At 47.3% G+C, this 22,256-nt stretch carries 22 protein-coding genes and 3 tRNA genes; 3 read left to right on the plus strand and 22 right to left on the minus strand.

Annotated features, from left to right (window positions below):
• Positions 1–10: 10 nt before the first annotated feature.
• From VFDL14_RS18005 to VFDL14_RS17995, 3 genes are read right to left on the minus strand one after another with little or no spacing between them, the layout of a single operon-like run.
• Complete coding sequence (locus VFDL14_RS18005) at positions 11–1,141, minus strand: sodium ion-translocating decarboxylase subunit beta (protein ID WP_032549773.1); 1,131 nt, start codon at positions 1,139–1,141, stop codon at positions 11–13.
• A gap of 9 nt (positions 1,142–1,150) precedes the next feature.
• Positions 1,151–2,932 carry a sodium-extruding oxaloacetate decarboxylase subunit alpha gene (gene oadA / locus VFDL14_RS18000; RefSeq protein ID WP_032549774.1) on the minus strand — a complete coding sequence of 594 codons (1,782 nt, stop codon included), beginning with the start codon at positions 2,930–2,932 and terminating at the stop codon, positions 1,151–1,153.
• A gap of 32 nt (positions 2,933–2,964) precedes the next feature.
• Positions 2,965–3,222: an oxaloacetate decarboxylase subunit gamma gene (locus VFDL14_RS17995; protein ID WP_032549775.1), complete on the minus strand. Its 258-nt coding sequence runs from the start codon at positions 3,220–3,222 to the stop codon at positions 2,965–2,967.
• Positions 3,223–3,793: 571 nt separating this feature from the next.
• On the opposite strand from VFDL14_RS17995, the gene VFDL14_RS25010 reads away from it, so the two are divergent.
• Together VFDL14_RS25010 and VFDL14_RS25015 are read left to right on the plus strand one after the other, a co-directional pair.
• The gene (locus VFDL14_RS25010) at positions 3,794–3,952 is read left to right on the plus strand and encodes a hypothetical protein (protein WP_167332340.1); all 159 of its coding nucleotides are present in this window, start codon (positions 3,794–3,796) and stop codon (positions 3,950–3,952) included.
• Positions 3,953–4,143: 191 nt separating this feature from the next.
• Positions 4,144–4,320 carry a hypothetical protein gene (locus VFDL14_RS25015; protein WP_160168785.1) on the plus strand — a complete coding sequence of 59 codons (177 nt, stop codon included), beginning with the start codon at positions 4,144–4,146 and terminating at the stop codon, positions 4,318–4,320.
• A gap of 14 nt (positions 4,321–4,334) precedes the next feature.
• On the opposite strand, the gene VFDL14_RS17975 is transcribed toward VFDL14_RS25015, so the two are convergent.
• The 11 genes from VFDL14_RS17975 to pncC form a co-directional block, all read right to left on the minus strand.
• Positions 4,335–4,411, minus strand: a tRNA-Arg gene (locus tag VFDL14_RS17975).
• Positions 4,389–4,511, minus strand: a complete 123-nt coding sequence (locus VFDL14_RS25020; protein ID WP_268844466.1) for a hypothetical protein — start codon at positions 4,509–4,511, stop codon at positions 4,389–4,391. Before VFDL14_RS25020 ends, VFDL14_RS17975 begins: the two co-directional genes overlap by 23 nt.
• A 209-nt stretch (positions 4,512–4,720) precedes the next feature.
• A tRNA-Arg gene (locus tag VFDL14_RS17970) sits at positions 4,721–4,797 on the minus strand.
• Between the two features lie 42 nt (positions 4,798–4,839).
• A tRNA-Ser gene (locus tag VFDL14_RS17965) sits at positions 4,840–4,932 on the minus strand.
• Positions 4,933–5,366: 434 nt separating this feature from the next.
• On the minus strand, positions 5,367–5,564 hold the full coding sequence (csrA, locus tag VFDL14_RS17960) for a carbon storage regulator CsrA (RefSeq protein ID WP_004415691.1): 198 nt from the start codon (positions 5,562–5,564) through the stop codon (positions 5,367–5,369).
• 92 nt (positions 5,565–5,656) lie between these two features.
• On the minus strand, positions 5,657–6,838 hold the full coding sequence (locus VFDL14_RS17955; protein WP_084181818.1) for an aspartate kinase: 1,182 nt from the start codon (positions 6,836–6,838) through the stop codon (positions 5,657–5,659).
• 219 nt (positions 6,839–7,057) lie between these two features.
• Positions 7,058–9,640: an alanine--tRNA ligase gene (gene alaS, locus VFDL14_RS17950; protein ID WP_032549779.1), complete on the minus strand. Its 2,583-nt coding sequence runs from the start codon at positions 9,638–9,640 to the stop codon at positions 7,058–7,060.
• Between the two features lie 560 nt (positions 9,641–10,200).
• A complete protein-coding gene (gene tpx, locus VFDL14_RS17945) occupies positions 10,201–10,707 on the minus strand; it encodes a thiol peroxidase (RefSeq protein ID WP_032549780.1) in 507 nt (168 codons plus the stop codon).
• A gap of 61 nt (positions 10,708–10,768) precedes the next feature.
• Positions 10,769–11,047, minus strand: a complete 279-nt coding sequence (locus VFDL14_RS17940; RefSeq protein ID WP_032549781.1) for a hypothetical protein — start codon at positions 11,045–11,047, stop codon at positions 10,769–10,771.
• A 536-nt stretch (positions 11,048–11,583) separates the two neighbouring features.
• Positions 11,584–12,621 carry a recombinase RecA gene (gene recA, locus VFDL14_RS17935; RefSeq protein ID WP_032549782.1) on the minus strand — a complete coding sequence of 346 codons (1,038 nt, stop codon included), beginning with the start codon at positions 12,619–12,621 and terminating at the stop codon, positions 11,584–11,586.
• 140 nt (positions 12,622–12,761) lie between these two features.
• Positions 12,762–13,253, minus strand: coding sequence for a nicotinamide-nucleotide amidase (pncC, locus tag VFDL14_RS17930; RefSeq protein ID WP_032549783.1), 492 nt, complete (start codon positions 13,251–13,253; stop codon positions 12,762–12,764).
• Positions 13,254–13,385: 132 nt separating this feature from the next.
• Here pncC and mutS point away from each other — a divergent pair, with 132 nt between their 5' ends.
• Positions 13,386–15,947 (plus strand): DNA mismatch repair protein MutS, encoded by a 2,562-nt coding sequence (gene mutS / locus VFDL14_RS17925; protein WP_032549785.1) that lies wholly within the window; start codon positions 13,386–13,388, stop codon positions 15,945–15,947.
• 86 nt (positions 15,948–16,033) lie between these two features.
• Here mutS and rpoS read toward each other — a convergent pair whose 3' ends face one another.
• The 8 genes from rpoS to ftsB form a co-directional block, all read right to left on the minus strand.
• Positions 16,034–17,014, minus strand: coding sequence for an RNA polymerase sigma factor RpoS (gene rpoS, locus VFDL14_RS17920; protein WP_032549786.1), 981 nt, complete (start codon positions 17,012–17,014; stop codon positions 16,034–16,036).
• A gap of 95 nt (positions 17,015–17,109) precedes the next feature.
• Positions 17,110–18,060: a peptidoglycan DD-metalloendopeptidase family protein gene (locus tag VFDL14_RS17915; protein WP_032549787.1), complete on the minus strand. Its 951-nt coding sequence runs from the start codon at positions 18,058–18,060 to the stop codon at positions 17,110–17,112.
• A gap of 32 nt (positions 18,061–18,092) precedes the next feature.
• The gene (locus VFDL14_RS17910; RefSeq protein WP_032549788.1) at positions 18,093–18,719 is read right to left on the minus strand and encodes a protein-L-isoaspartate(D-aspartate) O-methyltransferase; all 627 of its coding nucleotides are present in this window, start codon (positions 18,717–18,719) and stop codon (positions 18,093–18,095) included.
• Complete coding sequence (gene surE, locus VFDL14_RS17905; protein ID WP_032549790.1) at positions 18,716–19,462, minus strand: 5'/3'-nucleotidase SurE; 747 nt, start codon at positions 19,460–19,462, stop codon at positions 18,716–18,718. The genes VFDL14_RS17910 and surE overlap by 4 nt, the downstream gene beginning before the upstream one ends.
• A gap of 36 nt (positions 19,463–19,498) precedes the next feature.
• Positions 19,499–20,548, minus strand: coding sequence for a tRNA pseudouridine(13) synthase TruD (truD, locus tag VFDL14_RS17900; RefSeq protein ID WP_032549791.1), 1,050 nt, complete (start codon positions 20,546–20,548; stop codon positions 19,499–19,501).
• 22 nt (positions 20,549–20,570) lie between these two features.
• Positions 20,571–21,050: a 2-C-methyl-D-erythritol 2,4-cyclodiphosphate synthase gene (ispF, locus tag VFDL14_RS17895; RefSeq protein ID WP_032549792.1), complete on the minus strand. Its 480-nt coding sequence runs from the start codon at positions 21,048–21,050 to the stop codon at positions 20,571–20,573.
• A 2-nt stretch (positions 21,051–21,052) separates the two neighbouring features.
• The gene (ispD, locus tag VFDL14_RS17890) at positions 21,053–21,754 is read right to left on the minus strand and encodes a 2-C-methyl-D-erythritol 4-phosphate cytidylyltransferase (protein ID WP_032549793.1); all 702 of its coding nucleotides are present in this window, start codon (positions 21,752–21,754) and stop codon (positions 21,053–21,055) included.
• The gene (gene ftsB / locus VFDL14_RS17885; protein ID WP_032549794.1) at positions 21,754–22,035 is read right to left on the minus strand and encodes a cell division protein FtsB; all 282 of its coding nucleotides are present in this window, start codon (positions 22,033–22,035) and stop codon (positions 21,754–21,756) included. The genes ispD and ftsB overlap by 1 nt, the downstream gene beginning before the upstream one ends.
• Positions 22,036–22,256: the final 221 nt, after the last annotated feature.

Here is a 22,256-nt window from a genome sequence, read left to right on the forward strand (position 1 = left end):
TGTAACCTGCTTAACCCACTAGAGCCAACAAGATACCTGCCGCTACCGCACTTCCCAGTACGCCCGCAACGTTTGGACCCATAGCATGCATTAGTAGGAAGTTTTGTGGGTTAGCCTCTAGGCCAACCTTGTTCACTACACGTGCCGCCATTGGTACAGCAGAGACACCCGCCGCGCCAATAAGAGGGTTGATATCTTCTTTAGATAGCTTGTTCAATAGCTTCGCCATTAACACACCACCCGCAGTACCGATACTGAACGCAACAGCACCTAGGCCAAGAATACCAAGTGTCTCTAGGTTCAAGAAGGTATCTGCTTGTAGCTTAGAGCCGACACCTAGGCCAAGGAAGATAGTCACAACGTTGATCAACTCGTTTTGAGCTGTCTTCGATAGACGATCGACCACACCGGCTTCACGCATCAGGTTACCTAGACAGAACATACCTACTAGCGGTGTTGCCGATGGTAAGAACAGAATCGTCATCAGCAGCACGGCAAGCGGGAAAAGGATCTTCTCACCCTTACTCACGTGACGCAGCTGAGCCATCTGAATCTTACGCTCTTCTGGAGATGTCAGTGCCTTCATGATTGGCGGCTGGATAATTGGTACAAGCGCCATATAGCTGTATGCTGCAACCGCAATCGCACCCAATAGATCCGGAGACAACTGGCTGGCTAAGAAGATTGCCGTTGGGCCATCTGCACCACCAATGATCGCGATAGACGAAGCATCCGCCATCGAGAACTCCATACCAGGTACGTAGTTCAACAAGATCGCACCGAATAGCGTTGCAAAGATACCAAACTGCGCTGCCGCGCCAAGCCACAATGTTTTCGGGTTAGCGATCAAGGCACCGAAGTCAGTCATAGCACCAACGCCCATAAAGATCAGAAGCGGGAAGATGCCCGTTTCAATCCCGATGTAGTAAACGTAGTACAGCAGACCACCCGGCTCAGTAAAGCCAGCATTAGGAATGTTTGCCAATACTGCACCGAAACCAATCGGTAGCAGTAGTAGGGGTTCAAATCCTTTACGAATTGCCAAGAACAACAGTAAGCAGCCAACCAACATCATGCAGATCTGGCCAAACTCAAAGTTAGCAATACCCGTTTCAGACCATAAGGTCATCAATCCTTCCATGGTACTCCCTTACGCCAAGCTTAGTAGTGGAGCGCCTACAGTAACTGCATCGCCTTCTTTAACATTTAGCTCTTGCACGATACCACCACGCGCTGCACGAACTTCTGTCTCCATCTTCATCGCTTCTAGGATCAGTAGAACGTCACCTTCTGCTACTTGAGCACCCGGCTGTACGTTGACTTTAAAGATGTTGCCAGCCAGTGGTGCTGGTACAGATTCCGCGTTTGATGCCACAGGGGCTGCTGCTGGTGCACTTTGCTGAGCAGGTTGTGCTGCAGGTGATACTGATGTCAGTTGACCTTGAGGGCCGACTTCAACATCGTATACTTGACCATCTACTTTCACGCTGTAGCTTTCAATGCCACCCGCGGCCGGCGCAGGAGCTGCTGGAGCTTCAACTTCAGTACCTGGTGCAGGCTCGAAGGCTTCAGGGTTGTGACGATTCTTCAGGAACTTAAGACCAACTTGTGGGAAAAGCGCGTAAGTCAGCACATCATCGACCGTATCTTCAGCCAGAGAAATACCTTCTGCTTTCGCTTTTTCTAACAAATCAGTAGTTAGATCATCCATTTCTGACTTAAGCAGATCAGCAGGACGACATGTAATTGGCTCAGCACCGTCTAGTACTTTCGCTTGCAGTTCAGCATCCAGCTCAGCAGGCGCTTGACCGTATTCGCCTTTCAAAAGACCCGCTGTTTCTTTCGTGATGCTCTTGTAGCGTTCACCCGTTAGAACGTTGATTACCGCTTGCGTTCCGACGATTTGAGAAGTTGGTGTAACCAAAGGAATGTAACCCAGCTCTTTACGTACGCGTGGGATTTCTTCCAGAACTTCATCCATGCGATCCGCAGCGCCTTGCTCTTTCAGCTGACCTTCCATGTTCGTCAACATACCGCCTGGTACTTGAGCAATCAAGATACGTGAGTCGACACCCTTCAATTGGCCTTCCCACTTCGCGTACTTCTTACGAACTTCGCGGAAGTAAGCAGCGATCGGTTCAATTTGGTCAAGCTTAAGGCCAGTTGCACGCTCAGTGCCTTCCAGCATAGCAACAACCGTTTCTGTTGGTGTGTGGCCGTACGTACAGCTCATTGAAGAGATAGCGGTATCTAGAATATCGATACCCGCTTCAACCGCTTTCACAGCTGTTGCCGTTGATAGACCCGTTGTCGCGTGGCTGTGTAGTGCTAGAGGAACATCACACGATGCTTTAATACGTGTGATCAGTTCTTCTGCTTCATAAGGCTTGAGTAGGCCTGACATATCTTTGATACAAAGCGAGTGACAGCCTAGATCTTCTAATCGCTTAGCAAGATCAACCCAAGTATCTGCGTTGTGCACTGGGCTTGTGGTGTACGACAGCGTACCTTGAGCGTGTGCGCCAACATCAACCGTTGCTTTTACCGCTTTCTCAAAGTTACGTACGTCATTCATTGCATCAAAAATACGGAATACATCCATCCCGTTCTTGTGTGCACGCTCTACAAATTTCTCTACCACGTCGTCTGCATAATGACGGTAGCCTAAAAGGTTTTGACCACGAAGTAGCATTTGCATTGGGGTGTTTGGCATCGCTTTTTTCAGCTCACGCAGACGCTCCCATGGGTCTTCGCCCAAGAAACGAATACATGAATCGAAGGTTGCCCCGCCCCATGTTTCAAGTGACCAGTATCCAACTTTATCCAGTTCAGCTGCGATTGGCAGCATATCCTCGATACGCATTCTTGTAGCAAATAGTGACTGATGGGCGTCACGAAGTACCACGTCTGTGATAGCTAGTGGTTTAGACATGCTCATTAACTCCTTTTAATCCTTTTTAATTGCTACTTAGCAGTCGATACACGGTATTGGTGAACCGCGGACGATATTGCTGCCACAACCTGTGGACTAACAGCAGAAGGGGTTGATTGTGATTTTTGAATTGTTTTTGGTGCAGCGATCGGCTCGGGTACTTCTTCTGGTACCAGTTTCGACATTAACCGAACGAGATAAACGAGAATAGTTAAGAAGATAAAGACGACAGACATACCTGTCACCATTAGGGTTGCCGCATCTCCTAGCAGGCTTCCTATATTAGTCATGTTGCTTCCTTTCTTTGTCATCCTGACATGTGTGCAGGATTTCAGCGAATAATGATCCCGACCCATGGATTATCTCGATTGGTAAAAGTTTGTCAATTTTGTTTAAGGCTGTGTTACGGATAACACACAGATCAGGTTAATTATTCGCCATACAGATCACATAAATCTGACAAATTAATGATTTTTAGGTGAATAAACTGCGACTTAATTAGGAGTTTTTCTGGAAATGATATGAGCAAGGTGGAATAAGTAGTTAGATATAACTAACTACAATAAATACAACAAGTTAGAGAAAATCAAATATTAACATTTAATTAACAATAAAAGCTTGAGACGAAAAAAAACCTCGTATAAACGAGGCTTTCTTTGAATAGTGGCGCGCTCTGGAGGATTCGAACCTCCGACCGCCTGGTTCGTAGCCAGGTACTCTATCCAGCTGAGCTAAGGCCCCCCCCCCCCCCCCCCCCCCCCCCCCCCCCCCCCCCCCCCCCCCCCCCCCCCCCCCCCCCCCCCTGTATCAACTAAAGTCAATACTAGGATTCCATACTCATAAGAGAGGAGCCTTTAAATAGTGGCGCGTCCTGGAGGATTCGAACCTCCGACCGCCTGGTTCGTACCCCCCCCCCCCCCCCCCCCCCCCCCCCCCCCCCCCCCCCCCCCCCCCCCCCCCCCCCCCCCCCCCCCCCCCCCCGATACCAACATCAGGAGTTCACTAGGAAACCCTAAATAGTGGCGCGCTCTGGAGGATTCGAACCTCCGACCGCCTGGTTCGTAGCCAGGTACTCTATCCAGCTGAGCTAAGGCCCCCCCCCCCCCCCCCCCCCCCCCCCCCCCCCCCCCCCCCCCCCCCCCCCCCCCCCCCCCCCAGTTTTTGATATCAGCATTACCAATATCAGGAGTTCACTAGGAAACCCTTAAATAGTGGCGCGTCCTGGAGGATTCGAACCTCCGACCGCCTGGTTCGTACCCCCCCCCCCCCCCCCCCCCCCCCCCCCCCCCCCCCCCCCCCCCCCCCCCCCCCCCCCCCCCCCCCCCCCCCCCCCCCCCCCCCCCCCCCAGTTTTCGATATCGGTATTACCAACATCAGGAGTTCACTAGGAAACCCTAAATAGTGGCGCGCTCTGGAGGATTCGAACCTCCGACCGCCTGGTTCGTAGCCAGGTACTCTATCCAGCTGAGCTAAGGACGCACCCCCCCCCCCCCCCCCCCCCCCCCCCCCCCCCCCCCCCCCCCCCCCCCCCCCCCCCCCCCCCCCCCCCCCCCCCCCCGATATTAATTGCCAAAGGCATAATAATCAATATCAGGATTCTCATTCTATTAAGAAAGAAAGCCCTAGAATAAGTGGCGCGTCCTGGAGGATTCGAACCTCCGACCGCCTGGTTCGTAGCCAGGTACTCTATCCAGCTGAGCCCCCCCCCCCCCCCCCCCCCCCCCCCCCCCCCCCCCCCCCCCCCCCCCCCATTCCAATATCAGGAGTTCACTAAGAAACCCTAAATAGTGGCGCGCTCTGGAGGATTCGAACCTCCGACCGCCTGGTTCGTAGCCAGGTACTCTATCCAGCTGAGCTAAGAGCGCACATATTGTTGTCTAACTTGCTATGTTTAGACTCGCAAGAAATGGCGGTGAGGGAGGGATTCGAACCCTCGATGCAGCTACAAACCACATACTCCCTTAGCAGGGGAGCGCCTTCGGCCTCTCGGCCACCTCACCGTCTTGCGGAGGCACATATTACGTTTTACCGAAAATATGTCAAACACTTTATTGAAAAAAAATGGATAAAAACACTCAACCGTTTGCAATTTAATCAAAGCGCTTGCTATTTGAACTTATTAGTATCAAAAGGCTCTTTTTCCCTTAAAAATTAAGGTGAAAGATTAGCAAGATTACGAGCTGAATTAAGTTATCTAATTTTCAACAATGACATTGTCAGTGCATAAGCAACCATACTACGAGCCTAAAAATTTCGCTACATGTGAATGCAAGAAAAAAGACAAACTCGTGACGCAGTTATAGTGTTTATCGATGAAAGCGAAATTGCAGCAAATGTTTCAGCCACTCTCTATCGCTATCACCTATTCTTGGTTTAAAACACCAAGATCAAAAAAGGCTAGCAACAGTGCTAGCCCTTTTTCTACGCGAAAGTATTAGTAGTTGCCAGATGCAACGTTACCATTACCTTTTTCAGCTTGAATGCGCATGTAGATCTCTTCACGGTGAACAGATACTTCTTTAGGTGCATTAACACCAATACGTACTTGGTTACCTTTAACGCCCAGTACAGTCACTGTTACTTCATCACCAATCATCAGTGTTTCGCCAACGCGGCGAGTCAAAATTAGCATTCTTTGCTCCTTGAGTAATCTCTAAATTTATCTAGCTACGAGAGCATTATCCACCAAAAGTTATATTTTCGTAAACTATCGAATGAGTTTATTTAACCAAAATGCACTTCTTTTTTAAGATAACCCTGTGTTTCACGCGCTACAATGTATGCTTTGTGTAGTATGTTAGCAGCTGTATCGACCTGGTCGGGAGAAACCACCAGGGTTAAAGACTGCTGCTGCAATAAGTGATGCTGTACATCAACCTCGCCTTCAGACAACAATCCATGTGAACTGACCACAATATCTTGTGTTCGACTACCTACTACAGTTAACAAACTAACTTGTTCACTATTACGGATTTTTTCAGCAAAAACTAGTTTTAATTTCGTACTTGCGTCGCGTTTAATCACCACTGCTGCTCGTTCTGTTTCCTCGATCACACTACACACTTCGATACCAAGCAGTTGCGCTTGTGATATGAGAGACGACAGCTCTTCTAATGCGCATTCTATCAACACCATATCTTTCTGAATGGCAATGCCAGAAATATCATTCAAACACTCTTCACCTGAAATTAAGGTGCCCTCACCCTTCTCAAAGCTTGATAGTACTCGGAGTGGCACTTGATGCTTCCATGCAAATTGAACGCACGGCAGGTGCAAAACCTTAGCTCCGCAGCGCGCCATCTCTTCCATCGAAGGGAAATCCAGTTGAGGTAGGCGTTTGGAATCCTTAACCACTCTCGGGTCACAAGAGTAGACACCATCAACATCAGTATAGATCTGACACTCTTGGGCATCGAGTGCTCCCGCTAGCGCAACAGCACTGGTGTCCGATCCGCCACGGCCCAGAGTTGTGATATCACCTTTATGATTGACGCCCTGAAAGCCGGCAACAATCACGATCTGCCCTTGTTCAAGCAAGGCTTCAATCGGAGTGGTATCGATATGAGTGATCGCTGCGTTATTGTGGTTTGAGTCGGTGTGAATCTTGGCTTGATAACCTGTCATCGATGTCGCTTCATAGCCCAATTTGTGTAACGTCATTGCTAATAGAGCCATCGAGACCTGTTCACCGGCTGTCAATAAGACATCCAATTCCCTCGCGTTTGGTACGCAATCTATCTGATTGGCTAAATCAACTAATCGGTTTGTTTCTCCTGACATTGCAGAGACCACCACCACGACTTGATTACCGTCGTTTTTTGCTTCAATGATTTTCTCTGCAACTGAGTGGATTCTCTCGATAGAGCCCACTGACGTTCCACCAAATTTCTGCACGATAAGAGGCATTTTCACCCGTCCTCACCTTCCCAAGACCAATGTCTATATATGACAAAACAACACACTTCACGTCATAGCGAAGTCATAAAAATTACCCAAGAGGTCGGGATAGGCTCTCGGCCTCTTGGCTAATTTCAATGAAATCTACAAATTTGAACAATTATCGATGATACAAAATAAAAGATGCCCAATCGGGTGATTGGGCATCTTTGAATCAAGAGATAAGTTTTATAGGCGCTCTTCTAGCCATGGTTGAACTGACTTCATCGCTTCAGGCAGAGCTGATACATCTGTACCACCTGCTTGCGCCATGTCAGGACGACCACCACCTTTACCGCCAACTTGCTCAGCAACCATCTTCACTAGGTCACCCGCTTTTACTTTGCCGATAAGGTCTTTAGTTACACCAGCGATAAGACCAATCTTATCACCGTTGATGTTAGCCAGCATCACAACGCCGCTACCCATTTGGTTCTTAGCGTTATCAACCATAGTACGTAGGTTCTTAGGATCCGCACCTTCCATACCAGCGATCAGAACTTTCACGCCGTTGATTTCTTGTGCTTTACCCATGATGTTTGCACTTTCAGATGCAGCCATCTTCTCTTTTAGCTTCTGAATCTCTTTCTCTAGAGCTTTCGCCTTAGAAGCAGATTCAGCGATTTTCTCTTCGTATTTCGCTTGTTGCTCTTCGATAGCATCTAGTGCTGCTTCACCCGTTACCGCTTCGATACGACGGATACCCGCTGCGATACCACCTTCAGAAGTGATCTTGAACAGGCCAATGTCACCCGTGTTTGAAGCGTGGATACCACCACAAAGCTCGGTAGAAAACTCACCCATAGACAGTACGCGAACTTCATCATCGTACTTCTCACCGAACAGTGCCATTGCACCTTTCGCTTTCGCTGATTCGATGTCCATGATGTTGGTTTCAATCACATGGTTCTTACGAATTTGTGCGTTAACTAGACGCTCAACTTCTTTAAGTTGTGCTGGTGTTACCGCTTCAAGGTTAGAGAAGTCAAAACGTAGGTTGTCTGGCTTAACCAAAGAACCTTTTTGAGCTACGTGCTCACCAAGAACTTCGCGCAGGGCAGCGTGAAGTAAGTGAGTCGCAGAGTGGTTCAGAGAGATAGCAGCACGACGCTCAGCGTCTACGATTGCTTCTACTTTATCGCCTTTCGCGAATACACCTTCAACCAGCTCACCGTGATGTGCAAATGCGTTACCTAGCTTTTGAGTGTCTTCAACTTTGAACAGACCAGACGCAGTTTTTAGCGTACCAGTATCACCACATTGACCGCCTGATTCCGCGTAGAATGGTGTCTCTTCAAGGATGATGATTGCTTTATCGCCGGCAGACAGAGAAGCAACCTCTTCGCCTTCAACGAACAGTGCAGAGATTTCGCCAGCACCTTCTGTACCTGTGTAACCACAGAATTCAGTGTTGGTTTCAACTTTAATCGTCGCGTTGTAGTCAGTGCCGAATTGGCCCGCTTCGCGAGCACGCTGACGCTGAACTTCCATCGCTTTCTCGAAGCCTTCTTCATCAATTGTGAAGTCGCGCTCACGAGCTACATCATTGGTTAAGTCAGCTGGGAAGCCGTAGGTATCGTATAGTTTGAATACTGTTTCGCCGTCTAGCTCTTTGCCTTCAAGTGCGTCTAGTGCTTCGTTCAGGATAACCATGCCGCGCTCTAGTGTACGACCAAAGTTTTCCTCTTCGATACGAAGTACTTTTTCTACAAGCTCTTGTTGCTTCTTCAGCTCATCTGCTGCAGAGCCCATCACTTCAGCCAGTACACCCACAAGTTTGTGGAAGAATACGCCTTGTGCACCAAGCTTGTTGCCGTGACGAACTGCACGACGGATGATACGACGTAGAACGTAACCACGACCTTCGTTTGAAGGCATAACGCCGTCAGCGATCAGGAATGAACAAGAACGGATGTGGTCAGCAATAACGCGTAGCGACTGGTTTGATAGGTCTTCGTAACCGATCGTTTCAGCCGTTGCTTTGATTAGCTTTTGGAATACATCGATTTCGTAGTTTGAGTGTACGCCTTGCATGATTGCAGAGATACGCTCAATACCCATACCTGTATCAACAGCAGGCTTAGGTAGCGGTTCCATTGTGCCGTCTGCGTGACGGTTGAACTGCATGAATACGTTGTTCCAGATCTCGATGAAACGGTCACCATCTTCTTCAGGAGTGCCTGGACGGCCGCCCCAAATGTGCTCACCGTGATCGTAGAAAATTTCAGTACATGGACCACAAGGACCTGTGTCACCCATTGTCCAGAAGTTGTCAGACTCGAACTGTTTACCGCCTTCTTTGTCGCCGATGCGAACGATACGGTCAGCAGGTACACCTACTTTCTTGTTCCAGATATCGAATGCTTCGTCATCTGTCTCGTATACCGTTACCAATAGACGATCTTTTGGCAGTTGTAGAGTTTCTGTTAGGAATTCCCAAGCAAACGCAATCGCGTCTTCTTTGAAGTAGTCACCAAAGCTGAAGTTACCAAGCATTTCAAAGAATGTGTGGTGACGAGCCGTGAAACCTACGTTTTCAAGGTCATTGTGTTTACCGCCAGCACGTACACAACGTTGAGCCGTAGTCGCTCGAGTGTAGGCACGCTTTTCGGCGCCTAAGAAACAATCTTTGAATTGGTTCATACCTGCGTTAGTGAATAGCAGGGTTGGATCGTTATGTGGAACTAACGATGAACTGTCTACGATTTGGTGTCCTTTGCTCTCAAAGAACTTAAGGAACGCGTTGCGAACCTCATCAGTGCTCATGTACATGCAGCTCTTCCTGAAAATAGTCGAGTTAGAATTTTGCCGTATTGTAGATCATGGTTAAGGCTTCGACTAGTTTTCTTGTACAAAAGAACCGTTAGGATGGAATTTTGGTGAGAATTATTCAAAATCGAGAGTCATTGCCATCAAACGGCGCAGAAAATAACGCAGCGACATGCTTAAGCTCGACAATAAAAATAGAGTCGATTAACCAACCCATTAAATAATAAAAAACCTCAAGACCATAAGCCTTGAGGTTAGGGCGTGTTGATTTTTTGAGCTGATTTTTGCAGCGAGTTGCTGGGTATTTCTACAAGGCAGAGGCTTTGATGTGTAGCTAGCCTACATGAAAAGCCGATAACGCAGTAGAAATGACCAGCAAACGCTGCCCGAAGGGTTCGAGCTGGGCGCCCCCGCAAAAAGCGTTTTACTCTTTGTTGAGGGGGATTTGCTTAGAATACTAGGCTACTTCCCCCTCGCCGCGATTAAAACGCTTTTGACTAGGCGTCCCCATCCGAACAAAAATTAACCACGAAAGGTCAACACGCCCTAACAATAAGAACGAACTAGCCTTGAATCGCTTCAACAACTAAGTTGAAGTTAGGTGCTTCAGTGATTTCGCTAACGAGCTCACTATGAATCACTTTGTTTTCGCTATCCAATAGGATAACCGCTCGTGACGCTAGACCGGTCAGTGCATGGTCTTTAATTTCAACACCAAATGCGTTTAGCGCAGCCGCATCTTTAAACACAGAAAGGTGCTCAACGTTCGCAATCTCAGATGCTTCATTGTATCGCGCCAGAGCAAATGGCAGATCCGCTGATACAGTGTAAACCGAAACATCTTTCAGGTTTAGTTGAGCCAGTTCAGCTAGGCTCTTGGTCGTTGCTGCGCATACTGGAGTATCGATACTCGGAAATAGGTAGATCAGCTTGTACTTGCTGTCTACATCAGAGATTGTCAATGGGTTAAGCGACAGAGTACACAATTCAGGTGTAACTAGTTGCTCGCCTTTACTTGGGAAATTACCTGCCAATACAACTTCTTCACCAAGAAATGTAACTTTATTCATGATTTATCCTTTTGATTGCCGATGACTCTAAAAGCCATCTGTTTTATTTTTTTTGTGCTGTTTAAGTGAGGTTAATAGCAGTTTTAAATTCGCTCAGCTTTGGTAGCGCATCGTCAAAGCCAACAGATTGTGAAAAGTCCATTTCTACATCGATGTGCTGCTTGGCAAGATTCAGTAAGACGGCACGGTCATTATCGTCCAGTGATTTAATGTTTGCAGACAGCACTTTGACTAGGCTTTGCAACACATCCAGTTGAAAGGATTCAATCGACGTCATCGTTCGATACTCCTCTAGCAAATGCGTCGCCAACTCTGCGTCTTTTTTCTTAATCTTTGACATTCTCTTACCTATTCACAAAACAAATTAATAACTTAACTATCAGTAACCTCAAATCGTGGAAAAAATTTATCACTCGATGTAACACCGAGCCACAAACCTTTCTCAAAGAAAAATGTAATGACGGATAAAACATCACACCTTACTAAAACATCAGCGCATAAAAATGTAACGACCAACAAAATCATCAACGTAAATTACTGATAAATAGTGAAATAGATTTACATTCAAATCTAACTAAGGTGTTTCATTGTGATTAAATCTGCACGAAGAAAAGTACGATATAGAATTTTGTTTTCCTGTTCTCAGCACCATGCAATAAAGGAAACAAATCCCTAGCAAGATATGACAGTCAACAAAGGCACGACAGTAAGCAAAACTAAGCAAGACAAAGCCAAGAGTTCTCCGGCAGTAGCCGTGAGTTTTTAGTAGTGGGGTAGAAAAACTTAATAAGATGTAGAGGAGAAATAACAACTAAGGGTAACGGACATAAAAAAGCCCCGCATAAGCGAGGCTTTCAATATCAGGCTGCAGGTAAATTACAGCTCTTCTTGTGGCATTTCGCCAGTCTCTGGCTCTTCAGGCTGAGCTGGAGTCAGTAGCATTTCACGAAGTTTAGCATCGATAGTTTTCGCTGCTTCTGGGTTCTCACGAAGGAACTTACCAGCGTTCGCTTTACCTTGACCAATCTTATCGCCGTTATAGCTGTACCAAGCACCTGCCTTTTCAATTAGCTTGTGCTTAACACCTAGGTCGATCAGCTCACCTTCACGGTTGAAGCCTTGCCCGTATAGAATTTGAGTTTCTGCTTGCTTAAATGGTGCAGCAATCTTGTTCTTAACAACCTTGATACGAGTTTCGTTACCAACAATCTCGTCGCCCTCTTTGATAGAGCCAGTACGACGGATATCAAGACGAACAGATGCGTAGAACTTAAGTGCGTTACCACCAGTCGTCGTCTCTGGGTTACCAAACATCACACCGATCTTCATACGGATTTGGTTGATGAATATACACATACAGTTAGATTGCTTAAGGTTACCCGTTAGCTTACGCATTGCTTGAGAAAGCATACGTGCTTGAAGACCCATGTGGCTGTCGCCCATTTCGCCTTCGATTTCCGCTTTCGGTGTCAATGCTGCTACTGAGTCGACAACAAGAACGTCAATCGCACCTGAACGCGCTAGCGCATCACAGATTTCTAGTGCTTGCTCACCAGTATCTGGTTGAGAAACAAGAAGTGCATCGATATCAACACCCAGTTTTTGAGCGTAGATAGGGTCTAGTGCGTGCTCCGCATCGACGAATGCACACGTTTTACCTTCACGCTGAGCTGCTGCAATAAGCTCTAGTGTTAGTGTTGTTTTACCTGATGATTCTGGACCGTAGATCTCAACGATACGACCCATTGGTAGACCACCAGCACCTAGTGCGATATCTAGAGATAGCGAGCCAGTAGAAATCGTTTCTACATCCATTGTGCGGTTGTCACCAAGACGCATGATAGAGCCTTTACCAAACTGCTTTTCAATCTGACCAAGGGCTGCGGCTAACGCTTTTTGTTTATTCTCGTCCATTACTATCTCCACATAATCGGTTGTCTATAACAAGCGATTTAGAATCTGTTTCTAACCCACATAGGGGTGACTAATTGGTGTTTATTATACTGTTGATTCATACAGTGTCCATACCTGTATGAAAATTATTTGTACAATTGTTACTTCTCTTCCAACAGGTAATCATAAATAACCTCAAGCGCACAGGTGGTCGCTTGTTGTCGTACTTGTGATCGATCACCCGCAAATACATGCGTTTCTACTTTTTGCCAGCCATTCTTACCAGCCCATGCAAAACATACAGTACCCACCGGCTTTTCTTCGCTGCCGCCTCCGGGGCCTGCAATTCCACTGATCGAGACAGCAATGCTACCATTAGAGTTTGCCAACGCGCCTTGCGCCATTTCAACCACCACAGCCTCACTGACTGCCCCATGCGCTTCCAGCGTTGCAGCTTGCACGTCAATCATCTCTTGTTTGGCTTCATTACTGTAAGTGATAAAAGCACGGTCAAACCATGCTGAGCTACCGGCTATATCTGTGATTGCACTTGCAACGCCACCACCAGTACACGACTCTGCCGTGACCAAAACGTGCTGATTTTTTAATAAAAGCTGGCCGAGCTTTTCGCTGAGTTGTTGAATCGATGACATGGTGACAAACTCCATTGTTTCTGCATGGTTTCTACATGAGTGAATTTGAATCTTTATCGCTTGCGCCGCTTTTCGCAGGTGTCGCTTTCACGTATCCTAAGCCGCAATAGAAATAAACGAAAGAAGTTACCAGTGAAAGCCGATCAAAAACATACTCCCATGATGCAGCAGTACCTAAAACTCAAAGCAGAGAATCCAGAGATCCTGCTTTTCTATCGCATGGGAGATTTCTACGAGCTTTTCTATGATGATGCTAAAAGAGCCTCTCAACTCCTTGATATTTCCCTAACCAAACGTGGCTCATCTGCTGGCGAACCTATCCCAATGGCAGGCGTTCCGTTTCATGCAGTAGAAGGCTACCTCGCTAAACTGGTTCAACTCGGTGAATCTGTGGCGATCTGCGAACAAATCGGTAACCCTGCGACATCGAAAGGTCCAGTAGAGCGTGCCGTTGTTCGTATCGTGACACCGGGTACCGTCACTGACGAAGCCCTTCTTTCTGAGCGCGTTGATAATCTGATTGCTGCGATTTATCACCATAACGGCAAGTTTGGTTACGCAACTTTAGATATCACTTCAGGTCGATTCCAACTTTCGGAGCCAGAGACCGAAGAGTCAATGGCCGCTGAATTGCAACGCACTTCTCCAAGAGAACTGCTCTTTCCAGAAGACTTCGAACCTGTAGAGTTAATGGCGAACCGTAACGGTAACCGCCGTCGCCCAGTATGGGAGTTTGAATTAGATACGGCCAAGCAGCAACTCAACAAACAGTTCGGTACTCGCGACCTTGTCGGCTTTGGTGTGGAACATGCCAAGCTTGGTCTATGTGCTGCGGGTTGTTTGATCCAATATGTAAAAGATACCCAACGTACCGCTCTGCCGCATATTCGTTCACTCACATATGATCGCCAAGATCACTCTGTGATCTTAGATGCAGCGACTCGTCGCAACCTAGAGATCACTCATAACCTTGCAGGTGGCACCGACAACACGCTGGCAGAGGTACTCGATCATACAGCAACGCCAATGGGTAGCCGTATGCTCAAGCGTTGGTTACATCAGCCGATGCGCAATATCTCAGCCCTCGACCAACGCTTAGATGCAATTGGTGAGATGAAAGATTTAGCTCTATTCACGGAGCTGCAACCAACACTGAAACAGATTGGTGATATTGAGCGTATCCTTGCTCGATTAGCTCTTCGCTCTGCGCGTCCGCGTGATATGGCCCGCCTGCGTCAAGCGATGGACTACCTTCCAGAACTTGCAGATACACTAGAACAAGTCTCTCATCCATACCTGTCTCAGCTTGCACAATATGCTGCACCTTTTGAAGAAGTGTCTGAGCTGCTTACTCGTGCGATCAAAGAGAACCCACCAGTTGTGATTCGCGATGGCGGCGTGATTGCTGCAGGATACAGTGCAGAGCTAGATGAGTGGCGTGACCTTGCAGATGGCGCAACAGAGTACTTAGACAAACTCGAAGCGGAAGAACGTGAACGTCACGGGATTGATACGCTAAAGGTTGGCTACAACAACGTACACGGCTTCTTTATTCAGGTGAGCCGTGGTCAAAGCCACTTGGTTCCACCTCATTACGTACGCCGCCAAACATTGAAGAACGCTGAGCGCTACATTATCCCTGAGCTAAAAGAGCACGAAGACAAGGTTCTGAACTCAAAATCTAAAGCACTAGCGATTGAAAAGCAGCTTTGGGAAGAACTATTCGACCTACTATTGCCGCACCTAGAACAACTGCAGAACATCGCCTCTTCTGTATCGCAATTAGACGTTCTTCAAAACCTAGCTGAGCGTGCTGATACTTTAGATTACTGTCGCCCGACTCTAAACAAGGAGCCTGGAGTTCACATTCAAGCGGGTCGTCACCCTGTGGTTGAACAGGTGATGGACGAACCTTTCATTGCCAACCCGATTGACTTGAATGATCAACGTAAGATGCTGATCATCACAGGTCCAAATATGGGTGGTAAATCGACCTATATGCGTCAAACTGCGTTGATCGCACTAATGGCTCATATCGGTTGTTACGTTCCTGCAGAGAGTGCAATCATTGGCTCTATCGATCGTATCTTCACTCGAATTGGTGCATCTGATGACCTTGCATCTGGCCGTTCAACCTTCATGGTAGAGATGACAGAAACAGCGAACATTCTCCATAACGCAACACCGAGCAGCTTGGTTCTGATGGATGAGATTGGTCGTGGTACCAGCACCTATGATGGCCTATCACTGGCTTGGGCAAGCGCGGAGTGGTTAGCAAATCAAATCAATGCGATGACACTATTTGCGACTCACTACTTCGAACTGACTGAACTACCAAACCAGATCCCAACCTTGGCGAATGTTCACTTGGATGCCGTTGAGCATGGCGACAGCATTGCCTTCATGCACGCAGTTCAAGAAGGTGCTGCAAGCAAATCTTACGGTCTTGCAGTAGCTGGGCTTGCGGGAGTGCCAAAAGCCGTGATTAAGAATGCGCGAGCTAAGCTCACCCAACTTGAAGCGCTAAGTGCTGAGACACCAACAGCAAAACCAAGCGGTGTCGATATTGCGAATCAACTTAGCCTTATCCCAGAGCCAAGTGAAGTAGAGCAAGCGCTAGCAAACGTAGATCCAGATGATCTAACACCACGCCAAGCATTGGAAGAGTTGTACCGCCTAAAGAAACTTCTCTAGTCAAAAGTAAGTCTCTTTAACCTCGATAAAAAACAAAAACGCTGACATTGAGTCAGCGTTTTTTATTGGGCATTTCTAGATCTAGACTAATCGTTTTCAACGTTGAATAGATTCTCCATATTCAAGCCTTGCTTGATCAGGATTTCTCTTAAACGACGTAGGCCTTCTACTTGAATCTGACGTACACGCTCACGAGTTAGGCTAATCTCACGACCGACTTCTTCAAGAGTCGATGGCTCGTAGCCAAGAAGACCAAAGCGACGTGCAAGTACTTCTTTCTGCTTCGGATTCAGTTCATCTAACCAGTAGATCAGTGATGTTTTAATATCGCTGTCTTGAGTCGACACTTCTGGGTCTGAGTTGTTTACGTCTGGAATGATGTCCAGTAGCGCTTTCTCACCGTCACCACCGATTGGTGTATCGACTGAGCTTACGCGCTCATTAAGTCGTAGCATTTTGCTTACGTCGCTCACCGGCTTATCTAGCTTGGTCGCGATCTCTTCCGCTGTTGGCTCATGGTCAAGCTTTTGTGATAGCTCACGAGCGGTACGCAGGTAGATATTTAGCTCTTTCACAACATGAATTGGCAGACGAATAGTACGCGTTTGGTTCATCAACGCACGTTCGATCGTTTGACGGATCCACCATGTTGCGTAAGTAGAAAAGCGGAAGCCTCGTTCTGGATCGAACTTCTCAACAGCACGGATCAAACCTAGGTTACCCTCTTCGATAAGATCGAGCAGAGCTAAGCCACGGTTGCTGTAACGACGTGAAATTTTTACCACAAGACGTAGGTTACTTTCGATCATGCGCTTACGAGCAGCTTCGTCTCCGCGTAATGCGCGACGAGCATAAAGCACTTCTTCTTCTGCGGTTAAGAGTGGTGAGAAGCCAATTTCACCCAAATACAACTGAGTCGCATCTAGGCTTTTCGAAGTCACTTCGACTTCTTCTTTTGCTTCTGTTTTTTTAGTGACGGTTTGTTCGCCTTGCTCAACGTTTGCCAACTCCGTGGTCTCTTGGTCAAGTTCGAACTCTTCTTTAATAACTGCATTGCTGATACTCATAACGCCTCCCCCTGGCGATATTAGCAAGACATTACAACTTCAAATGTCGCTAAATGACTATGTCACTTTATACAAGTACCATTGCGGCACTCATATTAAGGTAAATATCGTTTTGGATTCACGGATTTACCTTGGTAACGAATCTCAAAGTGCAGCCTAACGCTTTTGGCTCCAGAACTTCCCATTGTGGCAATTTTCTGTCCTGGTTTAACACTTTGCCCTTCAGATACTAATAGTCGATCGTTATGCGCGTATGCACTTAAGTAGTTGTCATTATGCTTTACAATCACGAGATTGCCGTAGCCTCTGAGTGCATTACCCGAATAAACAACCGTTCCCCCTGCAGTAGATACGATAGGCTGACCACGCTGTCCTGCTATGTCGATGCCTTTATTTCCTTGTTCACCTACAGAGAAATTCTTGATTACTCTCCCTTTGGTTGGCCATAACCATTTCGATACTTTATCGTTAGTTGGCTTGCTGGCGGTTGTAACATTTTGTTTACCTTTAGAACCAACATACTCCTTTGGCTTCGATTGTTCAACCTTCTTTGGTGGATCTTTTTTAACCGTTTTCGCCGTTGACTGCACAGGTGCCGGTTTAGAGTTTTTACTCTTCACAGGTTCAGCTTTGGTGGTCGCTGGCTTAGAGGATTTCGAGCTGGAGGAGCTCGGTGTGCTCACAACGGGAGCCACCGGTGCTGGTTTAGGTGCAGGGGTAACGCTGGCAACGGCCGCCGACTTGCCATAAGCAGGAGCCTTGTATGACGGACGCCATAACTTAAGCTTCTGCCCCGGATGGATAGTATAAGGCGCAGAGAGATCGTTGTAGTGAATCAGGTCATTGACATCTTTGTTGGTCAAATAAGCGATAAAGTAGAGGGTATCGCCTTTCTGAACTTCATAATAACTGCCACGATAGCTGCCACGTTCAATGGTGGAGTAATCTTTGTTCAGGTTTGATACAGGTGCAGGGGAGTTCGCTGCGCACCCTGCTAGTGCGCAACTCAACAATATCGCTATCCCTTTTGAAAACTGTGAACGCATTCAGTTGTTATCCATCTACACCAATAGTTTTGTTACGCCAATTCACCCGGAACCAAAGGAACGAAACGTACCATCTCAATCGTTTCTGAAAGGTACTCGTCACCTTGACGGGTAATTTTTAACAGTTGTTGCTCGTTGTCCCCAACCGGGATCAGTAAACGTCCACCATCACTCAATTGCTCTAGAAGCGCTTGAGGGATTGATTCAGCGGCTGCCGTTACGATGATGGCATCAAATGGGCCTTTCGCAGCCCACCCTTGCCAGCCATCGCCATGTTTCGTGGAAATGTTATAAAAATCAAGCTGCTTGAGCCTTCTTTTCGCATCCCACTGCAATGACTTGATACGCTCAACAGAATAAACATGATCGACTAACTGAGCCAATACCGCCGTTTGGTACCCCGAGCCAGTTCCAATTTCTAAGACGCGGCTAGTCTGTTGAAGTTCCAACAGTTCCGTCATTTTCGCCACTATATATGGTTGAGAGATTGTCTGACCTTGTCCAATTGGCAGTGCATTATTGTCATAAGCTTGGTGATACATCGCCTGCGATAGAAAACGATCTCTAGGCAAACGAAAAATCGCATCCAGAACCTTTTGGTCTCGAATACCACTCTCAATCAAGAAACTGACTAAGCGGTGTGCGTGAGGGTTAGTCATTGGTGCTCTCCTAGCCACTGCGACATGGCACCTAAAGATTCATGAGCTGTTAGATCAACCTGCAGCGGTGTCACTGAAACGAAGCCATGCTCTATCGCATAGAAATCTGTTCCCTGTCCTGCGTCCTGCTCTTTACCTGGAGGACCTAACCAGTAGATATCATGCCCCCTTGGATCTTTCTGCTTAATCATGTCTTCAGAGTGATGGCGAGCGCCAAGACGCGTCACCTGTGTTCCCTTAAGATCACCAACAGCAACATCTGGAACATTGACGTTCAACAAACGATTGGTTGGGATCGGTCGAGCTAAGTGCTGTTCAACGATTTGGCGTGCAATAAGAGCGGCGGTTTTAAAGTGTTGTTTGCCTACCAAAGAGAACGCGACTGACTGTACACCTAAAAAGTGCCCTTCCATCGCTGCGGCAACGGTACCTGAATAGAGCACATCATCGCCTAGATTTGCTCCATGATTAATGCCAGTCAGCACCAAATCAGGCATATCATCCTTAAGCAGCTCATTCAATGCAAAGTGCACACAATCCGTCGGTGTACCTTGCACAGAGTAAGTGTTAGCTGCGATTTCTTGAACACGCAGAGGCTGCTCAAGCGTTAATGAATTCGACGCACCCGAGCGATTACGGTCAGGTGCAACGATAATAACGTCAGCAAGGTCGCGTAGCTCATCAGCTAGGGCATGAATACCCTGAGCATGAACGCCATCATCATTGCTGAGTAAAATCTTCATTCTGTATCCTTTCTTATATCCGTCCAATTTACGCCTTTACTGCGCGTATTGTCGCTCTACAGCCACTTCTTCCACTAGCTCACGAACAATCGCTGTCGCAAAGCAACCTGCATCCAATGAGAACTTGAGCGTGATGTTGTCGCCATCCACTTCCCATGAGAGCTGTTGTGGTTTAAGAGAAGCTTCACGACGATCATGACGCATACGGTTTCCGCGAATGAGCGCCATTAAATCTGGCTCGTCATCAAGATGCTTCTGCTCAAGAGCGAGTGCGCTGTCTTGTGTCGGCAGTGCATTGTCGCCAGCCATCGCTACAGAAACCTGCGCTTCACCTTTCTCAATCGCCAAGTTCAACGCTTCAATGTTTTCAGCCGTTGCCAACAGTTGCTCACCAGCGCTGAAAACGACGTCGCCAAGAATTGCTGAGTTAAACACGTTCTGTTCAATACGCTCTGACAAAATGCGATTGAAAATCCAAGAGCGAGCTGCAGATAGATATAAACTGCGCTTGTTCTGGTTGCGTGTACGCACATTATCACGCCCCCAGCGACGAGCTTCAGACAAATTATTACCTTCATTGCCAAAACGCTGAGCACCAAAATAGTTCGGTACACCTAGCTGAGCCACTTTCTCAAGGCGATTGACCACATCAGCGGTGTCAGTCACTTCAGACAGAGTCAGTTCAAATTGGTTACCAACTAGGTCGCCTGGGCGCAGCTTTTTGTTGTGGCGTGCCGTCGCTAAGATCTCAATACTTGGGTACTGAGATAAGAAAGCTGTAAAGTCTGGCGTATCCCCCTTTGGTAGGTGAACACTCAACCATTGCTCAGTCACTGCATGACGGTCTTTCAGACCCGCCCAGCTCACGTCTTTCGATTTAACGCCACATGCTTTTGCCAGTTCATTGGCAACAAAGCTGGTGTTCTCACCGGTTTTGCGGATACGCACCATTAGGTGCTCACCTTCTCCAGTGAATTCGAAACCTAAGTCTTCGATAACCACAAAATGCTCGGCCTTCGCTTTCAGTTTAGCTTGTGCCGTCGGCTTGCCATTCAAATAGGCAAATGAAGATAGAATATCTGACATGCTGTTCTTTTCGTTTTGGTGCTTACGCACTTTTAGTAATTAGGACGACTGCTTCACTCGCAATGCCCTCTTTACGTCCGGTAAAACCAAGACGCTCAGTTGTTGTCGCTTTTACATTCACGTTGCCAATATCTGTTTCAAGATCCTCGGCAATCGCTTGGCACATTGCATCAATGTGCGGGGCCATTTTTGGCGCTTGTGCCATGATGGTCACGTCCACATTACCGATTTGGTAACCTTGTTCTTTAACGCGGCGGTAAACATCTTTAAGCAGCTCACGACTATCTGCTCCCTTCCACTCATCATCGGTGTCTGGGAAATGACGACCAATATCGCCTGCGGCAATGGAGCCTAATAGCGCATCACATAATGCGTGCAAAGCCACATCACCATCTGAATGCGCAACCAGTCCTTGCTCATAAGGAACGCTCACGCCACCAATAATCACTGGGCCTTCACCACCAAACTTATGAACATCAAAACCGTGGCCAATACGAATCATCATTATTCCTTATTCTGACTTAAATAGAACTCAGCCAATGCTAAATCTTCTGGCTGAGTAACCTTAAAATTATCTGAGCGCCCAGCAACCAGAGCTGGTGATGCGCCTTTCCACTCAAAAGCAGACGCCTCATCGGTAATCGACACGCCTTGTTCAAGAGCCTCTGTTAGAGCCTGCTGCAGCGGTAAAGTTCGAAACATTTGCGGTGTCAATGCGTGCCATAAGTTTGCACGCTCTACCGTGTGATCAATCTGCCCATCAACACCACGTTTCATCGTATCACGAACGGGGGCAGCCAAAATGCCACCTACCGGATGAGACAGTGCTGCTTCAATCAGCTTATCGATGTCACCTTGTTGAATGCATGGCCTAGCAGCATCATGCACCATAACCCACTCGCCCAAACCGCTCTCTTGAATATAGTTCAGAGCCGACAAAACCGAGTCTGCACGTTCGTTACCACCCTTAACACGCACCACATCTGGATGTTGGCTCAAGCTCAGCTCAGGGAAATATGGGTCACCTTCACTTACGGCTACCACGACCTTACTCACTTGAGGATGAGAAAGTAGCTTGTTGACGGTGTGCTCCAAGATGGTGATCGCGTTAATCGTCAGATATTGTTTTGGGCGATCGGCCTTCATTCTACTGCCTACGCCAGCCGCAGGTACAACCGCGACAATACCTTGTTTATCAGTCGACATTAATGCGATTCCTCACCAATTATGCGATAAAACGTTTCACCTTCTTTCACCATTCCGAGCTCATGTCGAGCACGCTCTTCGATGGCGTCTAACCCTTGTCGAAGGTCGTCGATCTCAGCAAACATTTCTGCATTTCGAGTATGCAGCTTCTCATTCACTTGTCTTTGAACGTCTATTTCGTTGTTCACTGTGTAGTAATCAGAAATGCCATTTTTACCGAGCCACAATGTGTGTTGCAGCCAGCCAAGTAAGATCAGCAGGACAAGAGCAAAGATTCGCATAACACCTTTCGCCGGTTAGAAAAGAAGGAACTAGAATAAGGCACATATATACCATAATGCGCTTATTGGTGCGAGATATGTGGTGTAAGGGAATCGATAAGTAGCAGAATTATCGGACAGAATCTTTAATGGTAACAAAGAGACTCCCGATTCATTCACCTCCCACTCTCGTCATTCCCAAGAAGGAGGGACGACTGAGTTGGGAATCTATCGAAGTTAAC

It is taken from the genome of Vibrio fortis, from assembly GCF_000695685.1.
GTDB classification, from domain to species: domain Bacteria; phylum Pseudomonadota; class Gammaproteobacteria; order Enterobacterales; family Vibrionaceae; genus Vibrio; species Vibrio fortis_A.

What these genes read in the sequence shown, in the direction of transcription:
- VFDL14_RS18005 (WP_032549773.1), bottom strand. Translation starts at nt 1,141, where the DNA reads ATGGAAGGATTGATGACCTTATGGTCTGAAACGGGTATTGCTAACTTT.
- oadA (WP_032549774.1), bottom strand. Translation starts at nt 2,932, where the DNA reads ATGTCTAAACCACTAGCTATCACAGACGTGGTACTTCGTGACGCCCAT.
- VFDL14_RS17995 (WP_032549775.1), bottom strand. Translation starts at nt 3,222, where the DNA reads ATGACTAATATAGGAAGCCTGCTAGGAGATGCGGCAACCCTAATGGTG.
- VFDL14_RS25020 (WP_268844466.1), bottom strand. Translation starts at nt 4,511, where the DNA reads ATGCCTTTGGCAATTAATATCGGGGGGGGGGGGGGGGGGGGGGGGGGG.
- csrA (WP_004415691.1), bottom strand. Translation starts at nt 5,564, where the DNA reads ATGCTAATTTTGACTCGCCGCGTTGGCGAAACACTGATGATTGGTGAT.
- VFDL14_RS17955 (WP_084181818.1), bottom strand. Translation starts at nt 6,838, where the DNA reads ATGCCTCTTATCGTGCAGAAATTTGGTGGAACGTCAGTGGGCTCTATC.
- alaS (WP_032549779.1), bottom strand. Translation starts at nt 9,640, where the DNA reads ATGTACATGAGCACTGATGAGGTTCGCAACGCGTTCCTTAAGTTCTTT.
- tpx (WP_032549780.1), bottom strand. Translation starts at nt 10,707, where the DNA reads ATGAATAAAGTTACATTTCTTGGTGAAGAAGTTGTATTGGCAGGTAAT.
- VFDL14_RS17940 (WP_032549781.1), bottom strand. Translation starts at nt 11,047, where the DNA reads ATGTCAAAGATTAAGAAAAAAGACGCAGAGTTGGCGACGCATTTGCTA.
- recA (WP_032549782.1), bottom strand. Translation starts at nt 12,621, where the DNA reads ATGGACGAGAATAAACAAAAAGCGTTAGCCGCAGCCCTTGGTCAGATT.
- pncC (WP_032549783.1), bottom strand. Translation starts at nt 13,253, where the DNA reads ATGTCATCGATTCAACAACTCAGCGAAAAGCTCGGCCAGCTTTTATTA.
- rpoS (WP_032549786.1), bottom strand. Translation starts at nt 17,014, where the DNA reads ATGAGTATCAGCAATGCAGTTATTAAAGAAGAGTTCGAACTTGACCAA.
- VFDL14_RS17915 (WP_032549787.1), bottom strand. Translation starts at nt 18,060, where the DNA reads ATGCGTTCACAGTTTTCAAAAGGGATAGCGATATTGTTGAGTTGCGCA.
- VFDL14_RS17910 (WP_032549788.1), bottom strand. Translation starts at nt 18,719, where the DNA reads ATGACTAACCCTCACGCACACCGCTTAGTCAGTTTCTTGATTGAGAGT.
- surE (WP_032549790.1), bottom strand. Translation starts at nt 19,462, where the DNA reads ATGAAGATTTTACTCAGCAATGATGATGGCGTTCATGCTCAGGGTATT.
- truD (WP_032549791.1), bottom strand. Translation starts at nt 20,548, where the DNA reads ATGTCAGATATTCTATCTTCATTTGCCTATTTGAATGGCAAGCCGACG.
- ispF (WP_032549792.1), bottom strand. Translation starts at nt 21,050, where the DNA reads ATGATTCGTATTGGCCACGGTTTTGATGTTCATAAGTTTGGTGGTGAA.
- ispD (WP_032549793.1), bottom strand. Translation starts at nt 21,754, where the DNA reads ATGTCGACTGATAAACAAGGTATTGTCGCGGTTGTACCTGCGGCTGGC.
- ftsB (WP_032549794.1), bottom strand. Translation starts at nt 22,035, where the DNA reads ATGCGAATCTTTGCTCTTGTCCTGCTGATCTTACTTGGCTGGCTGCAA.